Source organism: Cytobacillus sp. FSL K6-0265 (genome assembly GCF_038003465.1).
Lineage (GTDB): Bacteria > Bacillota > Bacilli > Bacillales > Cytobacillaceae > Cytobacillus > Cytobacillus stercorigallinarum.
The window spans coordinates 1799907-1819047 of record NZ_JBBOPE010000001.1 but is presented as its reverse complement, the minus strand read 5'-3'; the positions used below and the strand labels follow the sequence as shown (position 1 = coordinate 1819047).

Genomic DNA, 19141 nt, shown 5'->3' with positions numbered 1-19141 from the left:
TTTAGTTCACATGGTTTTTAAGCACTTCTAATGCCATTTGTGCTGCATGTTGTTCCGCTTGTTTTTTTGAACGACCTGTACCAGTTCCTAGTTCTTCACCATTAAGGTAAACTGTTGACTCAAACTCACGATTATGAGCCGGTCCCTTTTCCTGTAGAATCTTATATTCAATCATTCCCGCTGAATCTCTCTGCACTAATTCTTGTAATTGGCTTTTAAAATCCATCACATGAGAAAATGCGCCCGAGTCTATTTTAGGAAATACATATTTTTCTAAGAAGCAAACAACAACATCAATCCCTTGGTCTAAATACAGCGCCCCGATAAAGGCTTCAAATACATCAGCTAATAGGGCTGGGCGCATTCTTCCCCCCGTCATTTCTTCTCCTTTTCCTAGTAAAACGTATTTACCGAAATCTCTTTCATTAGCAAATTCTACTAAGGAAGGTTCACATACGACCGCTGCTCTTAATTTTGTTAATTCTCCTTCACTCATCATCGGATACTTAATATAGAGAAATTTGGATACTGTTAATTCCAATACAGCATCTCCTAAAAATTCGAGTCTTTCATTATCTTCATGAGGCTTTCTTCGATGCTCATTCACATATGAAGAATGAGTAAAAGCTTGTCTTAATAATTTTTCGTTTTTAAATTCAATTTCTAATACTTGTTGTAATTCTTTAAACTTCTTTTCATCCGCACGTTTTCTTTTCTCTTTTTCTTTATAATTACGCATTTTAACAGCCACCTTGTACCTTTAAATAAATTTATCCAAAAATGGTGATAACCACATACATTGTCTACCATTATTAAACGTGGTTCCCCTTTTACTGATGACAAATCTTATCTTTTTTTATATACATTATTCTCTCTTAGTTTAAGCAATTTTACATAAAAACACAAAGAAACTTGGCAGAAAGAATTCTTAACCAAGTTTAAAGCGCTAATGAAGGTTAATCTGGATGTACTTACTGTCCGTCACTACCTGAAAACTCCCAAGTCACGGCGGACAATAAGCACAAAAGTAACATCTGACTCATTAACTGCTATTTATATAGAAAGATTGAGTGAGGGATATCCCTCACTCATACTTATCCAACGATTAGTTTTTTGCTTTTATGTAATTTACAGCGTCACCCACTGTTACAATTTTTTCAGCATCATCGTCAGAGATTTCCATATCAAACTCATCTTCTAATTCCATTACTAGTTCAACAACATCTAGGGAATCAGCACCAAGATCATCTTTGAAAGACGCTTCTTCTTTTACTTCTGCCTCATCAACACCAAGACGATCAACAACGATTTTTGTTACACGTTCTAATACTTCTGCCATGCTTGTTCACCTCCCCTCAAGATATTATAGATGAAAGTTAATAAATACGAAAGATGTTTTTCGCAAATGCAACAATCACGTCGTCTTATCTCTCTCATTTTTATGTAAACCCTTTGAAAGGATCTACTAATTACATATACATACCGCCATCAACATGCAAAGTTTGACCAGTCATATACTTACTATCTTCAGAAGCAAGGAAGTTAACTACTTTTGCAATATCTTTTGGCTCGCCGAATGTTGCCAGTGGAATATTAGCGAGCATTTGCTCTTTAATTTCCGCATTTAATTCATCGGTCATTTCTGTCGTAATAAACCCAGGTGCAATCGCATTAACCGTAATGCCTCTCGATGCTAATTCTTTTGCTGTTGTTTTAGTTAAGCCGATAACACCGGATTTAGCAGCAACATAATTTGCTTGTCCTGGATTTCCAGTTGTGCCAACAATGGAAGAAATATTAATAATGCGTCCGCTCCGCTGTTTCATCATTTGTCTTGATACAGCCTTGGTGCACAAAAATACCCCTTTAAGATTGGTATTAATGACAGCGTCCCATTCATCTTCCTTCATTCTCATCAATAGGTTATCCTTCGTAATACCTGCATTATTCACTAAAATATCAATACGCCCAAAATGGTCGATGACTGTTTTAATCATATTTGAAACCGATTCACTATTAGAGACATCACACTGAACAGCAAATGCTTCCGACCCTAACGATTTAATTTCATCAACTACTTCGTTGGCTTTCGCCTCACTACCCGCATAATTGACAGCTACTTTTGCCCCTTCTCTGGCAAGCTCTAAAGCTATTTCCCTACCAATCCCTCTAGAAGCACCTGTTACAATGGCAATTTTACTTGATAACTTCATTTTGCTGCCTCCTTTATGGCTTCAATGGTTGACTCAATGGACTTACTATCAGAGATAGCATAAAGCTGAACATTGCGGTCTACCTTTTTGACAAGACCTGATAAAACCTTTCCAGGTCCAATTTCAATAAAGGTATCTACACCTAAAGCAAGAAGCTTCCTCACAGAATCCTCCCAAAGAACAGGTGAATATAATTGTTGCAATAGCTTTTCTTTAATTTCTCCAGACGCAGTTATTGGTGTTGCTGAGACATTCGCAATCACTGGCACACTGGCATCCTGTAATTTGATTTCATCTAATACGCTTAAGAGGCGATCAGCTGCTGGTCTCATCAGTTGTGAATGGAATGGACCGCTTACTTCTAATGGTAATACTCTTTTCGCACCGGCTGTTTTCGCTTCTACGCCAGCTAGTTCTACACCTTGTTTTGTACCGGAAATGACAATTTGTCCAGGTGAATTCAAATTGGCTAATTGTACGGAATGGCCAGATTCCGTAATCTTAGCGGTAATTGCTTGCAGTGCTTCTCTTTCCATCCCAAGAACTGCGGCCATTGTCCCTTCACCATTAGGAACAGCATCTTCCATAAATTCACCACGTTTATGAACAGCATAAACACCGTCAGTAAAAGAAATGGCTCCTGCTGCAACAAGTGCTGAATATTCTCCTAAACTATGACCGGCAACATAATCTGCTGTAATGCCCGATTGTTTGAATGCTTCTAAAACCGCCATACTTGTTGTTAACAATGCCGGTTGAGCATTCATCGTTTGCGTCAACTTTTCTTGTGGGCCTTCGAAAATAAGTTGTGAAAGAGGGTATCCTAATCGTTCATCAGCTTGTTTAAATAAGTTTAAAACGTTCTCATTTTCATCAGCTAGTGATTTCCCCATTCCAACAGTTTGTGAACCTTGTCCTGGAAAAACAAATGCAATTTTCCCCATATTATCTGCCTCCCATTATGATTGAATTTCAAGCGCCGCTTTAACTTTTTCAGCTACTTCATGCTCTACCATAATTCTAGTCTGCTTTACAGCACTGTACAAAGCATTGCGATCAGACGATCCATGCGCTTTAATAACTGGAGCCTTTAGACCAAACAATGCTGCTCCACCGTATTCCGAGTAGTCCATTTTCCCTTTCAACTCTTTTAAATCCGGCTTCAATACTGCTGCAGCTAGTTTCGATTTCATATTGCTTGTCATTGCCGCTTTCAGCATTTTAAACAGACTCATGGCTGTCCCTTCAATAGTCTTTAATACCATATTGCCAGTAAAGCCATCGGTCACTACCACATCTGCTACGCCATTTAATAAATCACGCGCTTCGACATTTCCAATAAAGTTGATATCAGCTTGTTGCAAACTAGTAAAAGTACCCTTTGTTAGTTCGGTTCCTTTTTTCTCCTCTGTACCAATATTCAACAAACCAACTCTAGGGTTCTTAATTCCTCGTACCTTCTCTGCATAAATCGACCCCATCAAGGCATACTGCGTTAAATGCTCAGGTTTCGCATCGACATTTGCTCCTACATCTAAAAGTAAGAAACCTTCTCCTCCTACGGTTGGTAAAGTAGGGGCTAATGCTGGTCTTTCAATTCCGTCAATTCTCCCAACTACAAATAATCCAGCAGCCATTAACGCTCCAGTATTACCTGCAGATATACATGCATCAGCCTTGCCATCTGCAACAAGTTGTGCTGCTAATACCATTGATGCTTGTTTTTTTCTTCTAACTGCGCGAACAGGTTCATCTGTGCCCAAAATCATTTCATCCGTATGAAGCACTTGTATTCTATCATCATTTGATGTTAAATATTTTCTAATCTCATCTTCATTACCTACTAAAGTAATTTCAATATCATCGAAGTCTAACGCGGCCTTCATCGCACCATGAACAATTTCCTCTGGTGCATTGTCACCACCCATTGCATCTATTGCAATTTTCACATCTATTCATCCTTTAATTTCATTTAATATTTTTATTGATGGGAGCGATACATATCAAACTCACCTTTAAAAACACATTCATTATGTACGGTACTTATAACCTCTATCTTTGTCCGATCGTTATCAATACTTATCACTTTCGCTTTACAAACTACTCGTTCTCCTTCCTTTACCGAGCGTGTAAAATGAATATTTGCCTTCGCTGTTAAGGCAAGGTCATCATTAATAACCGCAACCGCTAAAGAATTTGCTTGAGCAAATAAGTGATGTCCACGCGCAATTTGATTTCGTTTAAAGACGTGCTCCTCTTTGACATCGAATATAGAAATAGCTACGTCATCTAACACGATATCAATGATTTCCCCTATTACTTCATCAATAGGGAGCGCGACAACCTCGTCTTCAAAGTTTTTTTCAGCGACCGTTTTTATTCTTTCTCTCAATTCAGGAATTGAGAGTTCTAACCGATCAAGCCTAATCGTCTGCACACTGACAGAAAACTTATCGGCTAAATCTTCATCCGTGATGAAAGGATTCCCTTTTATCGTTTCAACTAATAATGATTGTCGTTGCTTTTTGTTTCTTTTCATTTTTTATACACCGTCCAAGAAATTTAAGACTAGGTACTAATAGTAGTATATAATTATAGCTATTATATTGCAAGAAGTAATTATTGCTACTATCGACCTTTAGATGCCTTAAGCATACTAGCGAGCATTTAGGAATTGTTTCTTTTAGTAGCTAATAACTTCATTTATCCACCGTAATAAATGGAGAGCTGCACCTAGAGGGAATATCTCCTTTTCATCGCTCTTAATATTAATCTAACTTCTCACCTTCAAGCACACCATGATCCCTTAAGTAATCTCTTAACATTTGATATTCTGCATCATACCAAAAGCTCTCTGTTTGAATTAATTGCGTAGCATCGTTCCTTGCCACTTCAAGCGCACGGTAATCATGTACCATATCAGCTACCTTGAATTCAGGAAGCCCACTTTGCTTGCGACCAAAAAAATCACCTGGACCACGTAATTCTAAGTCCTTCTCACTTAAAACAAACCCATCATTCGTTTCTGTCATAATTCGCATTCTTTCTTTCCCAACTTCTGATTTAGGATCTGCTAGTAATATACAAAAGGACTGTTTATCTCCCCTACCAACTCGTCCTCTTAACTGATGAAGCGTTGCTAACCCAAAGCGATCGGCATCGTAGATGAGCATCATTGTGGCATTCGGTACATTTACACCTACTTCAACTACAGTTGTAGATACTAGTACTTGCGTCTGATTGTCACTGAACTTCTTCATCACATCATCTTTCTCATTAGGATGTAGACGCCCGTGCATTAAACCAACCTTATATCTATCTTGAAAATATTGCATAAGAATAGCATGGACATCAATTGCATTTTGGACATCAAGTTTTTCTGATTCTTCGATGAGTGGGCAAATCACATAAGCTTGCTGTCCTCCACGTAATTCTTTCTCCATAAAACCTAATACCCTTTCTAGCATATCAAGTTTTGCCCAATACGTTTCTATTACTTTTCTACCTGCAGGCATTTCATCGATTATGGATACATCCATTTCACCAAATGCAGTAATAGCCAAAGTTCTCGGAATAGGGGTCGCAGTCATAAATAATACGTTAGGGTTTTCACCCTTTTGCCTTAATACACGACGCTGCTCAACACCAAAGCGATGTTGTTCATCTGTAATTACAAGCCCTAATCTTTTAAAAACAACTTCCGTTTGAATAAGGGCATGTGTACCAATAACAATATCGATGTTGCCTGCTTCTAATTCTGCAAGTAGTTCTTTTCTCTTTTTCCCCTTTACTGAACTTGTTAATGTTTCAATCCGTATTGGATAATCCGCAAACATCTTAGCCATTGATTCCGCATGTTGTTCAGCTAAGATCTCTGTCGGCACCATTAATGCACCTTGATATCCCGCACTATTAGCAGCAAATAGCATAATAGCAGCGACTGCTGTTTTACCTGATCCAACATCACCTTGAAGCAATCGATTCATACGATAATTAGATTTCATATCATAGAGAATTTCATTAACAACTCTTTTTTGTGCACCCGTCAGTTCAAAAGGAAGTGTATCAATAAATGACTTTAATCGTTGTAAATGATAATCAATGTTTACCCCTGCACTACTTTCTCTTTCTATTTTTCGTAAAGCTTGGATTTTTAATTGAAAATAAAAGAACTCTTCATACACTAATCTTCTTCTTGCTTGCTTTAGCATTTCCGGGGTATCAGGATAATGTAATGTTCGAATCGCTTTTTCACGCGCCATCAAGCGGTAAGCCCCTATGTATTCTGAAGGTAGTGTTTCTACTATATCGTGTCCGTATTGATCAAGTGCTTGCTTAATATAGCGACGTAAAGACTTTACAGTGACTTTCCCTTTAACAGCATAAACAGGTTCAAATGCATTCGTTTGCGTAACCTCACCTTTTGTAAGTTTACCTAAAGTAATCGTTTGGCGATGTTGGTCCCATTTTCCCGTAATCGTAACTGTATCATTTAATTCTATTTGCTTTTTTAAATAAGGTTGATTAAACGCAATTACTTGTATGAGATAGCGGTCGACCAATACTCGAAATGTTAAGCGAGAACGTTTACGTCCATAAAAACTAAGAGTGGGCTCTGAATGGACTTTCCCCTCAACTGTAACGCGTTCTTCATGTTTGATTTCACTTAAATCTTTTAGACGATAGTCTTCATAACGAAAAGGCAAGTATTCAATCAAGTCGCCTATAGTGATGATTCCCATCTCTTTAAGATTATCTGCAGCAGATTGACCCAATCCTTTTATATGATCTACTTTGTCACTTAACATGCTTGACCCTCCTTTTCAAACAGACTTTCGTTTCGGGAAATAAAGAAAACTCGCCCTTTTTGGCGAGCACTAAATAGGCGAAGAAAGAGGCATCGTTTTAAAAACCATATGATTAAAAAAGGCCACGGGAGTGTAAAGAAGCTACCCATGGCCATTCTCTTCTATTTATTCTACCGAGAAGATAAATGCATATAATGGTTGTTTGCCGTCGTGCACTTCTACTTCGACATCATCATACTTCTCTTCTATATAGTTAAGAATTACTTCTACATCTTCTTTTGAGGCATCTTCACCTTGAATAATTGTGACAATTTCTGAATCTTCATCTATCATCTGGTCAATTAAACTTTTAGCAGATTGAAGTTTATCTTTATCTTTAACGATAATTTTGCCTTCTTCAATCCCCATAAAATCGCCTTTTTCAATCTCAAGACCATCGATACTTGTATCGCGGACTGCAAAAGTGATTTGACCTGTTTTGACATGTGATAATGCTTCAGACATATAATCCTTATTCTCTGTTAGTTCCATGGATGGATTGAAAGCAAGGAGCGCACTCATTCCTTGAGGAACAGTTTTAGAAGGAACAACAATGGCATCAGTTTCTGATACTTCACATGCCTGTTCAGCAGCCATAATAATATTTTTATTATTTGGTAAGATAATTACTTTCTCTGCATTCACTTCTTCAATAGCTTTTACAATATCCTCTGTGCTTGGATTCATTGTTTGTCCGCCTTCGATTACTACATGCGCACCAATACTACGGAAGACATCAGCTATTCCACTTCCCATTGAAACAGTGATCACTCCGTATTCACGTTTTTCTTGGGGAACTTTAGCGTCATTTTGTGAAGAGGAAGCCTTTTCATCTTCATCAAGAATGTTTGTGTGTTGCAAACGCATATTCTCAATTTTCATATTTATAAGGTTTCCGTACTTTTGACCATAAGATAAGCAATCACCTGGTTGTTCGGAATGAATATGAACCTTTACGAGGTTTTCATCAGCAATAACAAGTAAGGAATCACCATATTGACTTAAGTCTTGGCGGAATTTTTCTTCAGAGAACGGATTCTCAGCTAACTTCTCAGATTCAAATCTAACCATAAATTCCGTACAGTAACCGAATACAATATCTTCTGTATTCATATGACTCTGAACACTTTTATGATGTTCCGCACTCACAAGCTCTTCCATTTTCTGGATAGACGCACTAGAATCTGGTAATGCTTCTCCCTTTAATTCTGCTAGAAAGCCTTCATATACAAAGAGGAGACCTTGTCCACCACTATCAACTACTCCTACTTCTTTTAACACTGGTAGTAGCTCTGGCGTACGCTCAAGAGAAGCTTTAGCTTCATTGACGATTGCTTGCATAATTTTAACAATATCATCTTCTGTTTGTGCTACTTGTACGGCTTTTTTCCCAGCATCTTTCGCAACAGTTAATATCGTTCCTTCTACAGGTTTCATAACCGCTTTATACGCAGTTTCTACACCCGCTGCAAATGCAGAAGCAAATTCAAGTCCATTTACACTTTCTTTCTGCTCAATATGCTTTGCGAACCCTCGAAAAAGTTGAGAGAGAATTACGCCAGAGTTACCACGAGCGCCCATTAAAAGACCCTTTGAAAGAGCAACTCCCACTTTACCAATATGATTGGTTGTTATATTTTTAACTTCCTTTGCACCAGAAGTCATTGACAAGTTCATATTTGTTCCCGTATCACCATCAGGAACAGGGAAAACGTTCAATGCGTCTACATAATCTGCATTTGTAGATAAATGATTAGCTCCTTGGATAATCATTTTCGCAAATTGTTTTCCTTCTAAAACTTTAATTGACACGAAATTTTCCTCCTCATTACGGGTTCGTTACACGAACACCTTGAACAAAAATATTAACAGACTCAGTACTTAAACCGACTGTTTGATCTAAAGTGTATTTAACTTTTGATTGCACATTATGAGCAACTTCAGAGATTTTCGTTCCGTAGCTGACAATAATATACATGTCGATATGTACTTCATCTTCTTCCTGACGCACGATGACACCTTTAGTAAAATTTTCTTTACGCAGGATTTCAGATAAGCCGTCTTTTATTTGATGTTTAGAGGCCATGCCAACAATACCATAGCAGTCGACTGCTGCTCCTCCTGCAATTGTCGCAATTACGTCATTTGAGATATCAATTTGCCCGTAGTTATTCTTTAATTCGATGGACATTTTGTTGTTCCCCCTTCTGGTTAATTATGCTTCTTCTAAGCTAGTCTTCGTTTTCATTGTGAATAAAAATGAATATCATTCATTGTATGATGAAGCCATGGAACGAATAGACGCATGTACTACACTTTTCATAAAGAATATTTTACTATACATGTAAGCATTTTAAAAGTCATACTTGCCTCTTTCATATTATAACGTATTTTCACAACATATATGTCAAGGTTTTTTTCTTGATAGAATAGAGGCAAACTATTGCATTGTAAGTGTTTGTATGATAAATTATTAAAGTATCTTTTTAGTATGAAAGTGGTGCGAGCTACTTTCGTATTAAGTTAGATGTAACTGACAATTGTGATCGAAACATGAAAATAACGACGTCATGTTTTAGTAAGGAGGGAATATAGATGCCACGCCAATGTGTAATTACTGGAAAGAAAACAAAAACAGGTAATGCCCGTTCTCATGCGATGAACGCTAACAAACGTACTTGGGGTGCTAACCTACAAAAAGTACGCATTCTTGTAGACGGTAAACCTAAACGAGTATGGGTTTCTGCAAGAGCTTTGAAATCAGGTAAAGTTGAACGCGTATAATGAATGAGAGGGTACCATTATTGGTACCCTCTTTTTTATACAATATTCGCACTAAAGACTTTACTAAAGAAAGAGTGTTCTCTTTACTCCTTTTTAAATGTCCCTAGCATCGCCCTCACAATGCCTCCCAAAAATTTAGGCAGCTTGATTGTATAAAATCTCATTTAAGTCCCTCCTCAAAGTCTCACACCTTAAGTAATAAACGTACGCGCTACTTCTTTTTATTCATATTAGAACAAAGGAATCAATAATAGTTATTTTTCATCCTTGCTTCTTATCACCATTAATATGCCTTTATCAAAAGAAAAAGTACCATTATCATTAATAAGTTCATTACTTATACAAAGAGTTGACCCAAAGGGAACGAAGCGATTAGTTAATGGGTACTTGAAACCCGTTAATGTCAAGTTCTTCACGCTTTCTGTTACGGGAATGAAAGATATGTATGGATATGTTGATTCCTTAGCAATTTGATAATGCCCGCTCTTTTTAACCATAATTTGATTTTGTTTATCAACTATACGAATAGGTACTAGAGTGTCATTTAGAAGTGGTTGAATTAACAGTTGAGTATTAGCAAAAAAATGATCTAATCTCCCACCTGTGGCTCCAAATATCGTAATTTCTTCGGGCTTTTGTTCGATCGCCCATAAAAGTGCTAATTCCATATCCGTTTCATCCTTTTCAGGTTTTACCCTCTGAAGATGAGGAACATGCTGTTTAATTATACTGTACTGACTTTCATCAACTGAATCAAAATCTCCGAATGCATAATCAATAGCGATTCCCTTCTTAATTAATGTATAAGCACCACGATCTACACCTATCCATAATACGTCATCAAAACAATAGTCACTGAGATTGGGTAAATACTGTTGTGGCCCTCCTGCTAATAAATTGATTTTCATCTCCACACCCTCCACTTTTTCTATCTTTCAGGTTATGAACTATTTATTCTTTCAATTGCTATCTACGTAAAATAAAAACATAAGAAAAGCTGACTCTAAGTATAATCTTAAAATCAGCTTTTTCAGGTCAATTCCGCAGTCTAGCAATCGCCTCTTTACGGTCTTGTTTATTATAAACGGCAGATCCTGCTACTAAAACATTCGCTCCTGCAGCAATGCATCTTTTAGCAGTCTCCTCATTTACGCCACCATCCACCTCGATTTCGAGAGAGGGATTACATGTTTTACTCCACTCTTTTACTTCAGCAATTTTAGGTAAAACATTTTCAATAAATGATTGTCCCCCAAATCCAGGGTTCACAGTCATTAATAACACCATATCCACATCAGTTATCACATGCTTAATCGCTTCGACAGGTGTTGCAGGATTAATCACAACGCCTGCTTTAACACCCAATGACTTGATGAGATGTATTGTACGATGAAGATGTTTACACGCCTCCGCATGAACAGTAATTATATCTGCTCCTGCTGAGGCGAAGCTTGGAATATATTGATCAGGGTTTTCTATCATAAGATGAACATCTAATGGTAGGTTCGTTATCGGTCTGATGGCTTCAACAATCAACGGACCAATCGTAATATTAGGAACAAAGTGACCATCCATTACATCTACATGAATATAATCCGCTCCCCCACGTTCAACATCAAGAATTTCTTCTCCTAATCTAGAAAAATCTGCAGATAAAATCGATGGTGCAATTTTAACCATGCGTTAATACCTCGGCTTTCTGTCTCTGATTTCTTCTATAAAAGTAATATAATGCTCATAGCGATAGCTTGGCAAATCACCAATTTCCATCGCTTGTTTAACTGCACATTTAGGTTCCTTCAAATGCATGCAACCCCTAAATTTACATGAGCTACTTATTTCTTGGATGTCAGGAAAATAAGTTTGTAAATCCTCTTGCTCAATATCAGTAAATTCTAAAGAACTAAAACCCGGTGTATCAGCCACAAGGCCACCATTAATCTCAATGAGCTCCACATGTCTTGTTGTATGTTTTCCTCTCCCTAAATGAGAGGAAATGTCGTCTGTTTTCAATTGCAAATCAGGTCGTAATACATTCAATAGTGAAGATTTACCAACACCTGATTGGCCAGCAAATACTGATATTTCTCCCGTAATGAAAGGATAAAGATCCTCGATTCCTTCCTCCGTTTCGGATGAAGTCAAAATAACTTTATATCCCGCTTTTCGATAGTTATCAGCATATACAGCTAGTGTTTCTTGTTCTTCTTTACTTGCCAAATCCATCTTAGTGATACAAATAATAGGCGTAATATGATTTGATTCTACCAAGACAAGAAAACGATCTAATAACGCTGTACTAAAGGTAGGTTCAACACTTGAGAAAATGAGAAAAGCTTGATCTACATTCGCAATAGGTGGGCGAATAAGTTCATTTTTACGCTCTTTCACTTCTAAAATATACCCTTCTTTATCATTTTCTGCTTGATAGTTTACTTCATCTCCGACTAATGGAGTTATTTTATTTTTACGAAAAACACCACGTCCACGACATTGGATGATTTCTTTATCCTTGTTCAAAACATAATAAAAGCCACTTAAAGCTTTTATGATTTTGCCTTCTGGCATAACTGTCCTCCTACATCACTGTTCATACGGAACATTTTCTTGAATAATCATTTGACCATCTCTCATAATTTGGTAAGAAGCGGTTTCTCCAGGTTGAATTTGCAGAGTAAAAGAAATAACCCGATCTTCAGTAATATGAATTGTATTAAATGGCTCATCAATATTGTTGTCCATATCCTCTATAAAAATTTGTACTTCTTGAGGTTGTCCGACATTATCAGGATTGGGCTTATACGGTACATTCACTTCTCTTTTCACTTCTACAGGAACTTGTTCGGGTCCGCTTGATAGATAAACTTTTACTGTGTCCCCGTCATTTAAAGATGCTCCTGCTTCAGGATCCTGAGAAATGACCTCACCTTGGGCGATCTCAGCATGATGCTCTTCTCCAGCTACTTCAATTGTTAATCCACTAGATGCTTCGTATTCTGATAAGGCCTTATCGTTATAACCCGTTAAATCTTTTAATTCTATTGGTTCCTCACCTTTGCTGACAACAAAGACGAGCTCTTCTTCTTGTGGAATCACTTCTTCTCCGGGATCAATATTCTGTTCTAGAATCGTTCCCTTTGTTTCATCACTAAATTCCTCTTCTGATTGAATAGATTGGAAACCCTCTTCTTTCAGCATCTCTTCTATATCACTAAAAGGGCGACCAGTAAAATCCTCCATAGAATAGCGCTCTTTACCGATACTTTCATAAATATTTACTGCGGTTCCTTCTTTTTGTGTCCTACCTGCTCTCGGTTCGGTTCTGATAACTTCCCCTGCTTTTACTTCATCATTGTTTTGTTCGATTTCTTCACCAATCGTAAATCCTTCTTCTTGTAACAATGTTTTCGCTTCATCCACGCTCATATTTGATACATCTGGTACAGTAATATCATCAGGTGAAAGCATTTCAGGTAAAACAGTGATAGAAAGGACGAATAGCACAACTAATAGTACAAAAGTAGATATAAGAATAATTGGACCTTTTTTGCGTTTTTTCTTCTTTTTCTTTTCAACTTTTTCTTTTTTGGAACTTTCCTTTTTTACACTAGGTGCAGGACTATCTTCATTTTTTTCTTCAATCTTATGAATAATCGTTTCGTCAGTAGGATGGTACATTTTATCTGCAGTAATGATCGGAATTGCTTTTGTCGCATCATCGTCATCAGGTACAGTAAACTTTCTTTCGTTCATCCTCTCTTCGTTTAAAGACGTGGAGAGGTCTTCTTCCATTTCATCGGCACTATTATAGCGATGAAATGGGTCCTTTGCTGTTGCCTTTAATACGATATTTTCAACACTTTGTGGTATATCTGGGTTCCATCTTCTTAAGGAAGGTGTTTCTGATTGTAAATGTTTCAACGCAATAGAAACAGCTGATTCTCCCGAAAACGGTAATCTTCCAGTTAATAACTCAAACATGACAATCCCTAATGAATAAATATCCGATTTACGGTTTGCCATACCGCCTCTTGCTTGTTCTGGTGATAAATAATGAACCGACCCTAATACTGAATTCGTCTGGGTGATGCTCGTCGCACTCAGAGCCATCGCAATTCCGAAATCAGTAATTTTTATCTTACCTTCATGATCAATTAAGATATTATGCGGTTTAATATCACGATGAATAATTTGATTTTGGTGGGCATGAGAAATAGCTGATGTTAGCTGTTTCATAATATCTATGGCTGTTTCCAAAGGAACAGGTCCGTTTTTTTGTATGTATTGCTTTAATGTTTGACCGTCAACATATTCCATGACGATATAATAAAGGGTATCTTCTTCCCCTACATCATAAATCGTTACAATATTTTGGTGAGTTAAGCTTGTAGCTGATTGTGCTTCACGGTGAAATCGTTTAATAAACTCATCATCTTCAGCGAAGTCTAGTCGCAACATCTTTAATGCAACGTTTCGATCTAGAATCATATCATGAGCTAAATAAACGTTGGCCATGCCGCCCCCACCGACCATTTCCAAAATTTTATAACGGCCGTTTATACGCTTACCAATCATCACCGTTTATCACCCTCTCTCACAATCATCTGCATACTCGATGATTACGAGGGTAATATTATCTTCCCCTCCATTTTCATTTGCTCGTTTAATTAACTCAGTAGCTTTCTCCTCTAGTGAGTCAGTGCCATTTAAGATAGCTTCCATCTCTTGTTCTGAAACTTTGTTTGACAAACCATCAGAGCATAACAATAGCCTATCATCATCCTCAAAAATAATCGTTTTAATGTCTTGATTCACATCTTCTTCCGTACCGAGGACACGTAATACTAAATTTTTCATCGGATGATTTTCAGCATCCTCTTTTGTAATTTGTCCTGACCGAAGCAGTTCATTAACAAGGGAATGGTCGTCGGTTAGCTGCTGAAAACCCGCTTCATTTCTAATATAACAACGGCTATCTCCCACGTTTACAATCGTTGCAAATCGGCTTGTACATATAGCAGCAACAACGGTCGTACCCATACCTTCACATTCAGTTACTTTTTTACTGTGAGCATATATGGCTTTATTGGTTTCATTAATATGATCATGTAACCACTTTTCTGCTTGATCAGCTGTTTCAATCTTTGGCGCAAGCAACCACATAGATTTCAGCTTCTCTTTGGCCATTTCACTAGCTACATCACCAGCGCGGTGACCGCCCATACCATCTGCTACGATAGCTAAGCGATCACCACTGGCGTTTGTAAATATGCCACCATTATCTTCATTTCGCTGACGAAGTTTCCCTACATCAGTCATAAAAACAGCCTTCATACTGTCACCTCGTTTCTTCTTTTCTCTCCTTTGCACGAAGTTGTCCACATGCTGCATCAATATCATGACCTTGTTCTCTACGTATGGTCACATTAACCCCACGATTTTTCAATGCTTTTTCAAATTGAAAAATCTGCTCTCTAGGAGTTCTTACATAGTCTCTCTCAGGTACGTAATTAACCGGGATTAAGTTAATATGACACTTCAATCCTTTAACGAGATCAGCAAGCTCCTCTGCATGCTCAACTTGATCATTGACTCCTCCGAATAAACCATATTCAAAACTTACACGTCTACCTGTTTTGTTCACATAATAATGAATAGCTTCCATTAGATCAGGCAATTTATAAGCACGGTTGATCGGCATTAGTCTTCCTCTTATATCATTATTAGGCGCATGCAAGCTGACCGCAAAATTGATTTGCATATTTTCATCAGCAAATTTATAAATTTTCGGGATGATTCCGCTGGTAGAAACAGTGATGTGTCTAGCACCAATATTTAAGCCATCATCATGATTAATAATTTTTAAGAAAGACATCATTTGATCATAATTATCAAACGGTTCCCCAATACCCATAATAACAACAGAGCTAACTCTTTCATCTGTTTCATCCAATGCTTGTTGTACCTTTACGACTTGAGCAACGATTTCTCCTGCTTCTAAATGACGCTTTAATCCCCCTAAAGTAGATGCACAAAATGTACAACCAATACGACAACCTACTTGTGTCGTTACACAAACTGAATTCCCGTATTCATGGCGCATTAAAACCGTCTCAATTGAATAGCCATCGTGTAACTCAAATAAAAACTTAATCGTGCCATCAGTAGATTGTTGCTGAATAATCGTCTTTAATGTTGTTAAAGTAAATGTAGCTGCGAGTTTTTCTCGCAAACCTTTTGATAGATTTGTCATATCATCGAAGCTTGTTACTCTTTTTGTATATAACCAATCAAAAATTTGACTTGCACGGAATGCTTTTTCATTATTTTCCTTTAACCAGTCCTTTAATTCGTCCAGTTGTAATGAATAAATGGATGGTTGATGATTCGTTTCTGTTTTTTTCTTTGTTGCATTTCTTTCCATGTGATTACACCTTCTTTCTCAGACAAGCGATATAAAATCCGTCTGAACCTATATATTGCGGTAATACTTGTATTTCATAATCATTCACAAACGTTTGTAATGCTTGTGGTAGCCTTTCCTTAAGTGTTGAGTCTCCAACAAATTCTTTATGGTCACTTAAAAAACGTGAAATAACTTGATGGTTTTCAGATTCATCAACAGTGCATGTACTATACACTAGCATACCACCTTTTTTTAATAATGGGGTGACAGCATTTAATAAATCCAATTGAATGGCCTGCAGGCGTACTAAATCATCTGCTTTTTTTGTATATTTCATGTCAGGTTTTCTGCGCATCACACCTAAACCTGAGCATGGTGCGTCTAACAAAATACGATCAAACGACTCTTGCGGGAAATGATCTTGGACTTGTCTACTATCGAGTGCAAGAGTGACAATATTCTTTAATCCTAATCTGTCTGCTGTTTGTGAAATAAGCTTCACTTTATGTTCATGGAGATCTATCGCTATAACCTCTCCACTCCCCGACATCGCTTCAGCAAGATGAGTCGTTTTCCCACCTGGAGCAGCACAGGCATCAAGGATTTTTTCATCCTTTTGGGGATTCAACGCGCAGCAAGCTAGCATTGAACTTTCATCTTGTATTGTAATCAGTCCACTTTTGAATGCTGTCGACTTGGCTAGATTTCCCCGAAGGGCATGAATGGCTTCAGAGATCCATTCACTCCGTTTTACGGCATATCCTTCTTCTTCCAATAATGTCATCACTTCTTCTGTCGTAGCCTTCGTACGATTTACACGTGCTGTTTGTGTCGGGGCTTGTAAATTAAGCTTACACATTTCTTCCGTTGTTTCTAGCCCAAATTGTTCCACCCATCTGGCAACGAGCCACTCTGGGTGACTTGTTGCTATTGAAATGCGTTGAATAGGATCTTTTATCTCATCAACTTGTCTCATTCCATTTCGCTGTATATTCCGTAATATCCCATTCACAAATGAAGCAATGCCTTTATGGCCTTTATTTTTTGCTATTTCTACTGCTTCATTTAATGCCGCATGATCAGGAATTTTATTTAAGTGAACCATTTGGTAAACAGTAATCCTTAATAACTGCTTTACCCATGACTCCACTTTATTTGGTTTTTTTATATAAGGCTGTAAATAATAATCTAATGTCATTTTACGTTGTAACGTCCCATAAACCAGTTCTGTCAGCAAACCAATATCTTTTTGTTCTAAACGGTTTTGATTAATAGCATGGTTTAACAGGAGGTTACTATACGATTGGTTCTTTTCAATCGCCTCTAACAGATCCATCGCAACTTCTCTTACATTTTTCTTTCTTTGCTTTTTCATTGATTGTCCCCTAACTTCATCCCAACTTGAAGATGGGCACCTGCACCGCGCAGGTAATCTTTCGCTTTCATGCGTTTTTTACCTGATGGCTGAATCTCCGTTATCTGCAATGTCTGACCATCGCCGGTAGAAACATTGATGCCATCCTCTTCTAATCCGACAATGGTTCCAGGCACTTGATTTGATTTTGATTCAATGATAGTCGAAGCCCAAACTTTCATAACCCCATCAGACAAAGTCGTATATGCAACTGGCCAAGGATTCATACCTCTAATATGGTTATAAATTTCTACTGCTGGTTTACTCCACTGGATTTTTTCTTCTTCACGCTTAATATTGTATGCAAATGTTGCTAAATCTTCATCTTGTTGTATCGGAAGCAATTCACCTTTTAGTAACGGTGGTAATGTTTCTAACAATAGTTTGCTGCCAGCTTCACTTAATTTTTCATGAAGGGTACCAACAGTGTCGTCCTTAGCGATTTCGACTTCTACTTGAGTTAAGATATCGCCTGCGTCTAACTTCTCAGCCATATACATAATCGTAATACCAGTCTTTTCTTTCCCTTGGATGATGCTGTAATGAATCGGTGCTCCACCTCTTAATTCTGGCAACAATGAAGCATGTACGTTAATGCAACCATATTTAGGTGCATCTAACAATTGCTTAGGGAGAATTTGCCCGAATGCAGCCGTGATAATAAGCTCAGGCTCAAGATTTAAAACAGCTTGCAAGTCCTCTTTATTTTTAACCTTCTCAGGCTGTAGCACTGGAATACCATGTTTCTGTGCTTCCACCTTTACTGGTGGTGGAGTTAGCACCTTTTTCCTTCCCACTGGTCGGTCAGGTTGTGTAACAACTGCAATGACATCATAACCTTCTTGAATCACACTTCGTAATACCGGAACTGAAAAATCCGGTGTTCCCATAAATACAATTTTCGTCATTCTTCATCCAACCTCTCTAACTCTTCTTCCTCTATATATCTGCTAACCTTCGAGGTAAATAGGATTCCATCCAAATGATCAATCTCATGTAAAATTGCTCTAGCAAGAAAACCTTCTGCTGCGAACTCATATGGCTTTCCCTTGCGATTGAATGCCCTTATTTTCACATATGATGGCCGTGTAACTTCACCATAAATGCCAGGAAAGCTCAAACAGCCTTCTGGATCTGTTTGTTCACCTGATGTTTCGATTACTTCTGGATTTATCATCTCAATCGTGCCATGTTCATCTTCTATATCTACAATCGCTATTCTCTTATCGAGACCTATTTGAGGAGCAGCTAGTCCGACCCCATCAAATTCAATCATTGTATCATACATATCATTTAATAGCCTGACTAACTTTTTATCAAAAACCGTTACCGGTGTACATTTTTTTTCTAAAACTGTATTAGGGTACATCACTATTTGTTTAACACTCAAAATATAAATCCTCCATAACATCTTCTCATTCAACAGCCAGCCATTTCTATGAAAAGTGACTTAAATTATTACCATTCTCGACGATTT

Annotated in this window: 20 protein-coding genes; 1 reads left to right on the top strand and 19 read right to left on the bottom strand. The window is 37.6% G+C overall.

All coding sequences use genetic code 11. The features are described 5' to 3' along the window. Window position 1: 1 nt before the first annotated feature. The 9 genes from rnc to MHH73_RS09345 all read right to left on the bottom strand — a co-directional run bounded on the left by rnc (window position 2) and on the right by MHH73_RS09345 (window position 9251). On the bottom strand, window positions 2-739 hold the full coding sequence (gene rnc / locus MHH73_RS09385) for a ribonuclease III (RefSeq protein ID WP_191812284.1): 738 nt from the start codon (window positions 737-739) through the stop codon (window positions 2-4). A gap of 366 nt (window positions 740-1105) precedes the next feature. Continuing rightward, entirely contained in the window at window positions 1106-1339 is a 234-nt protein-coding gene (locus MHH73_RS09380) for an acyl carrier protein (RefSeq protein ID WP_095369559.1), read from the bottom strand. Window positions 1340-1469: 130 nt separating this feature from the next. Further along, window positions 1470-2213, bottom strand: a complete 744-nt coding sequence (gene fabG / locus MHH73_RS09375) for a 3-oxoacyl-[acyl-carrier-protein] reductase (RefSeq protein WP_191812286.1) — start codon at window positions 2211-2213, stop codon at window positions 1470-1472. Continuing rightward, window positions 2210-3157 carry an ACP S-malonyltransferase gene (gene fabD / locus MHH73_RS09370; protein ID WP_191812288.1) on the bottom strand — a complete coding sequence of 316 codons (948 nt, stop codon included), beginning with the start codon at window positions 3155-3157 and terminating at the stop codon, window positions 2210-2212. The genes fabG and fabD overlap by 4 nt, the downstream gene beginning before the upstream one ends. 15 nt (window positions 3158-3172) lie before the next feature. Beyond that, window positions 3173-4162, bottom strand: a complete 990-nt coding sequence (gene plsX / locus MHH73_RS09365; RefSeq protein ID WP_191812290.1) for a phosphate acyltransferase PlsX — start codon at window positions 4160-4162, stop codon at window positions 3173-3175. Window positions 4163-4194: 32 nt separating this feature from the next. Continuing rightward, window positions 4195-4752, bottom strand: a complete 558-nt coding sequence (gene fapR / locus MHH73_RS09360; protein WP_191812292.1) for a transcription factor FapR — start codon at window positions 4750-4752, stop codon at window positions 4195-4197. 229 nt (window positions 4753-4981) lie between these two features. Then, window positions 4982-7021 (bottom strand): ATP-dependent DNA helicase RecG, encoded by a 2040-nt coding sequence (gene recG, locus MHH73_RS09355; protein ID WP_191812294.1) that lies wholly within the window; start codon window positions 7019-7021, stop codon window positions 4982-4984. 165 nt (window positions 7022-7186) lie between these two features. Beyond that, a complete protein-coding gene (locus tag MHH73_RS09350; RefSeq protein WP_191812296.1) occupies window positions 7187-8872 on the bottom strand; it encodes a DAK2 domain-containing protein in 1686 nt (561 codons plus the stop codon). Between the two features lie 16 nt (window positions 8873-8888). Beyond that, window positions 8889-9251: an Asp23/Gls24 family envelope stress response protein gene (locus tag MHH73_RS09345; RefSeq protein WP_095369566.1), complete on the bottom strand. Its 363-nt coding sequence runs from the start codon at window positions 9249-9251 to the stop codon at window positions 8889-8891. A gap of 404 nt (window positions 9252-9655) precedes the next feature. Here MHH73_RS09345 and rpmB point away from each other — a divergent pair, with 404 nt between their 5' ends. Beyond that, window positions 9656-9844 carry a 50S ribosomal protein L28 gene (rpmB, locus tag MHH73_RS09340; protein ID WP_095369567.1) on the top strand — a complete coding sequence of 63 codons (189 nt, stop codon included), beginning with the start codon at window positions 9656-9658 and terminating at the stop codon, window positions 9842-9844. 83 nt (window positions 9845-9927) lie between these two features. On the opposite strand, the gene spoVM is transcribed toward rpmB, so the two are convergent. From spoVM to def, 10 genes are all read right to left on the bottom strand, one after another. Continuing rightward, on the bottom strand, window positions 9928-10008 hold the full coding sequence (gene spoVM, locus MHH73_RS09335; RefSeq protein WP_095369568.1) for a stage V sporulation protein SpoVM: 81 nt from the start codon (window positions 10006-10008) through the stop codon (window positions 9928-9930). A gap of 90 nt (window positions 10009-10098) precedes the next feature. Continuing rightward, the gene (locus MHH73_RS09330) at window positions 10099-10752 is read right to left on the bottom strand and encodes a thiamine diphosphokinase (RefSeq protein WP_191812298.1); all 654 of its coding nucleotides are present in this window, start codon (window positions 10750-10752) and stop codon (window positions 10099-10101) included. Between the two features lie 127 nt (window positions 10753-10879). Then, on the bottom strand, window positions 10880-11524 hold the full coding sequence (rpe, locus tag MHH73_RS09325; protein WP_191812300.1) for a ribulose-phosphate 3-epimerase: 645 nt from the start codon (window positions 11522-11524) through the stop codon (window positions 10880-10882). Between the two features lie 3 nt (window positions 11525-11527). Continuing rightward, complete coding sequence (rsgA, locus tag MHH73_RS09320; protein WP_191812302.1) at window positions 11528-12412, bottom strand: ribosome small subunit-dependent GTPase A; 885 nt, start codon at window positions 12410-12412, stop codon at window positions 11528-11530. Between the two features lie 15 nt (window positions 12413-12427). Further along, window positions 12428-14419 carry a Stk1 family PASTA domain-containing Ser/Thr kinase gene (gene pknB / locus MHH73_RS09315; protein WP_225230499.1) on the bottom strand — a complete coding sequence of 664 codons (1992 nt, stop codon included), beginning with the start codon at window positions 14417-14419 and terminating at the stop codon, window positions 12428-12430. A gap of 9 nt (window positions 14420-14428) precedes the next feature. After that, window positions 14429-15178 (bottom strand): Stp1/IreP family PP2C-type Ser/Thr phosphatase, encoded by a 750-nt coding sequence (locus tag MHH73_RS09310; protein ID WP_191812309.1) that lies wholly within the window; start codon window positions 15176-15178, stop codon window positions 14429-14431. A 4-nt stretch (window positions 15179-15182) separates the two neighbouring features. Continuing rightward, entirely contained in the window at window positions 15183-16268 is a 1086-nt protein-coding gene (rlmN, locus tag MHH73_RS09305; RefSeq protein ID WP_191812311.1) for a 23S rRNA (adenine(2503)-C(2))-methyltransferase RlmN, read from the bottom strand. 4 nt (window positions 16269-16272) lie between these two features. Continuing rightward, window positions 16273-17625: a 16S rRNA (cytosine(967)-C(5))-methyltransferase RsmB gene (gene rsmB / locus MHH73_RS09300; RefSeq protein ID WP_191812313.1), complete on the bottom strand. Its 1353-nt coding sequence runs from the start codon at window positions 17623-17625 to the stop codon at window positions 16273-16275. Continuing rightward, window positions 17622-18572 (bottom strand): methionyl-tRNA formyltransferase, encoded by a 951-nt coding sequence (gene fmt / locus MHH73_RS09295; RefSeq protein WP_191812315.1) that lies wholly within the window; start codon window positions 18570-18572, stop codon window positions 17622-17624. Before fmt ends, rsmB begins: the two co-directional genes overlap by 4 nt. Next, complete coding sequence (gene def, locus MHH73_RS09290; protein WP_191812317.1) at window positions 18569-19054, bottom strand: peptide deformylase; 486 nt, start codon at window positions 19052-19054, stop codon at window positions 18569-18571. The genes fmt and def overlap by 4 nt, the downstream gene beginning before the upstream one ends. Between the last annotated feature and the right edge of the window lie 87 nt (window positions 19055-19141).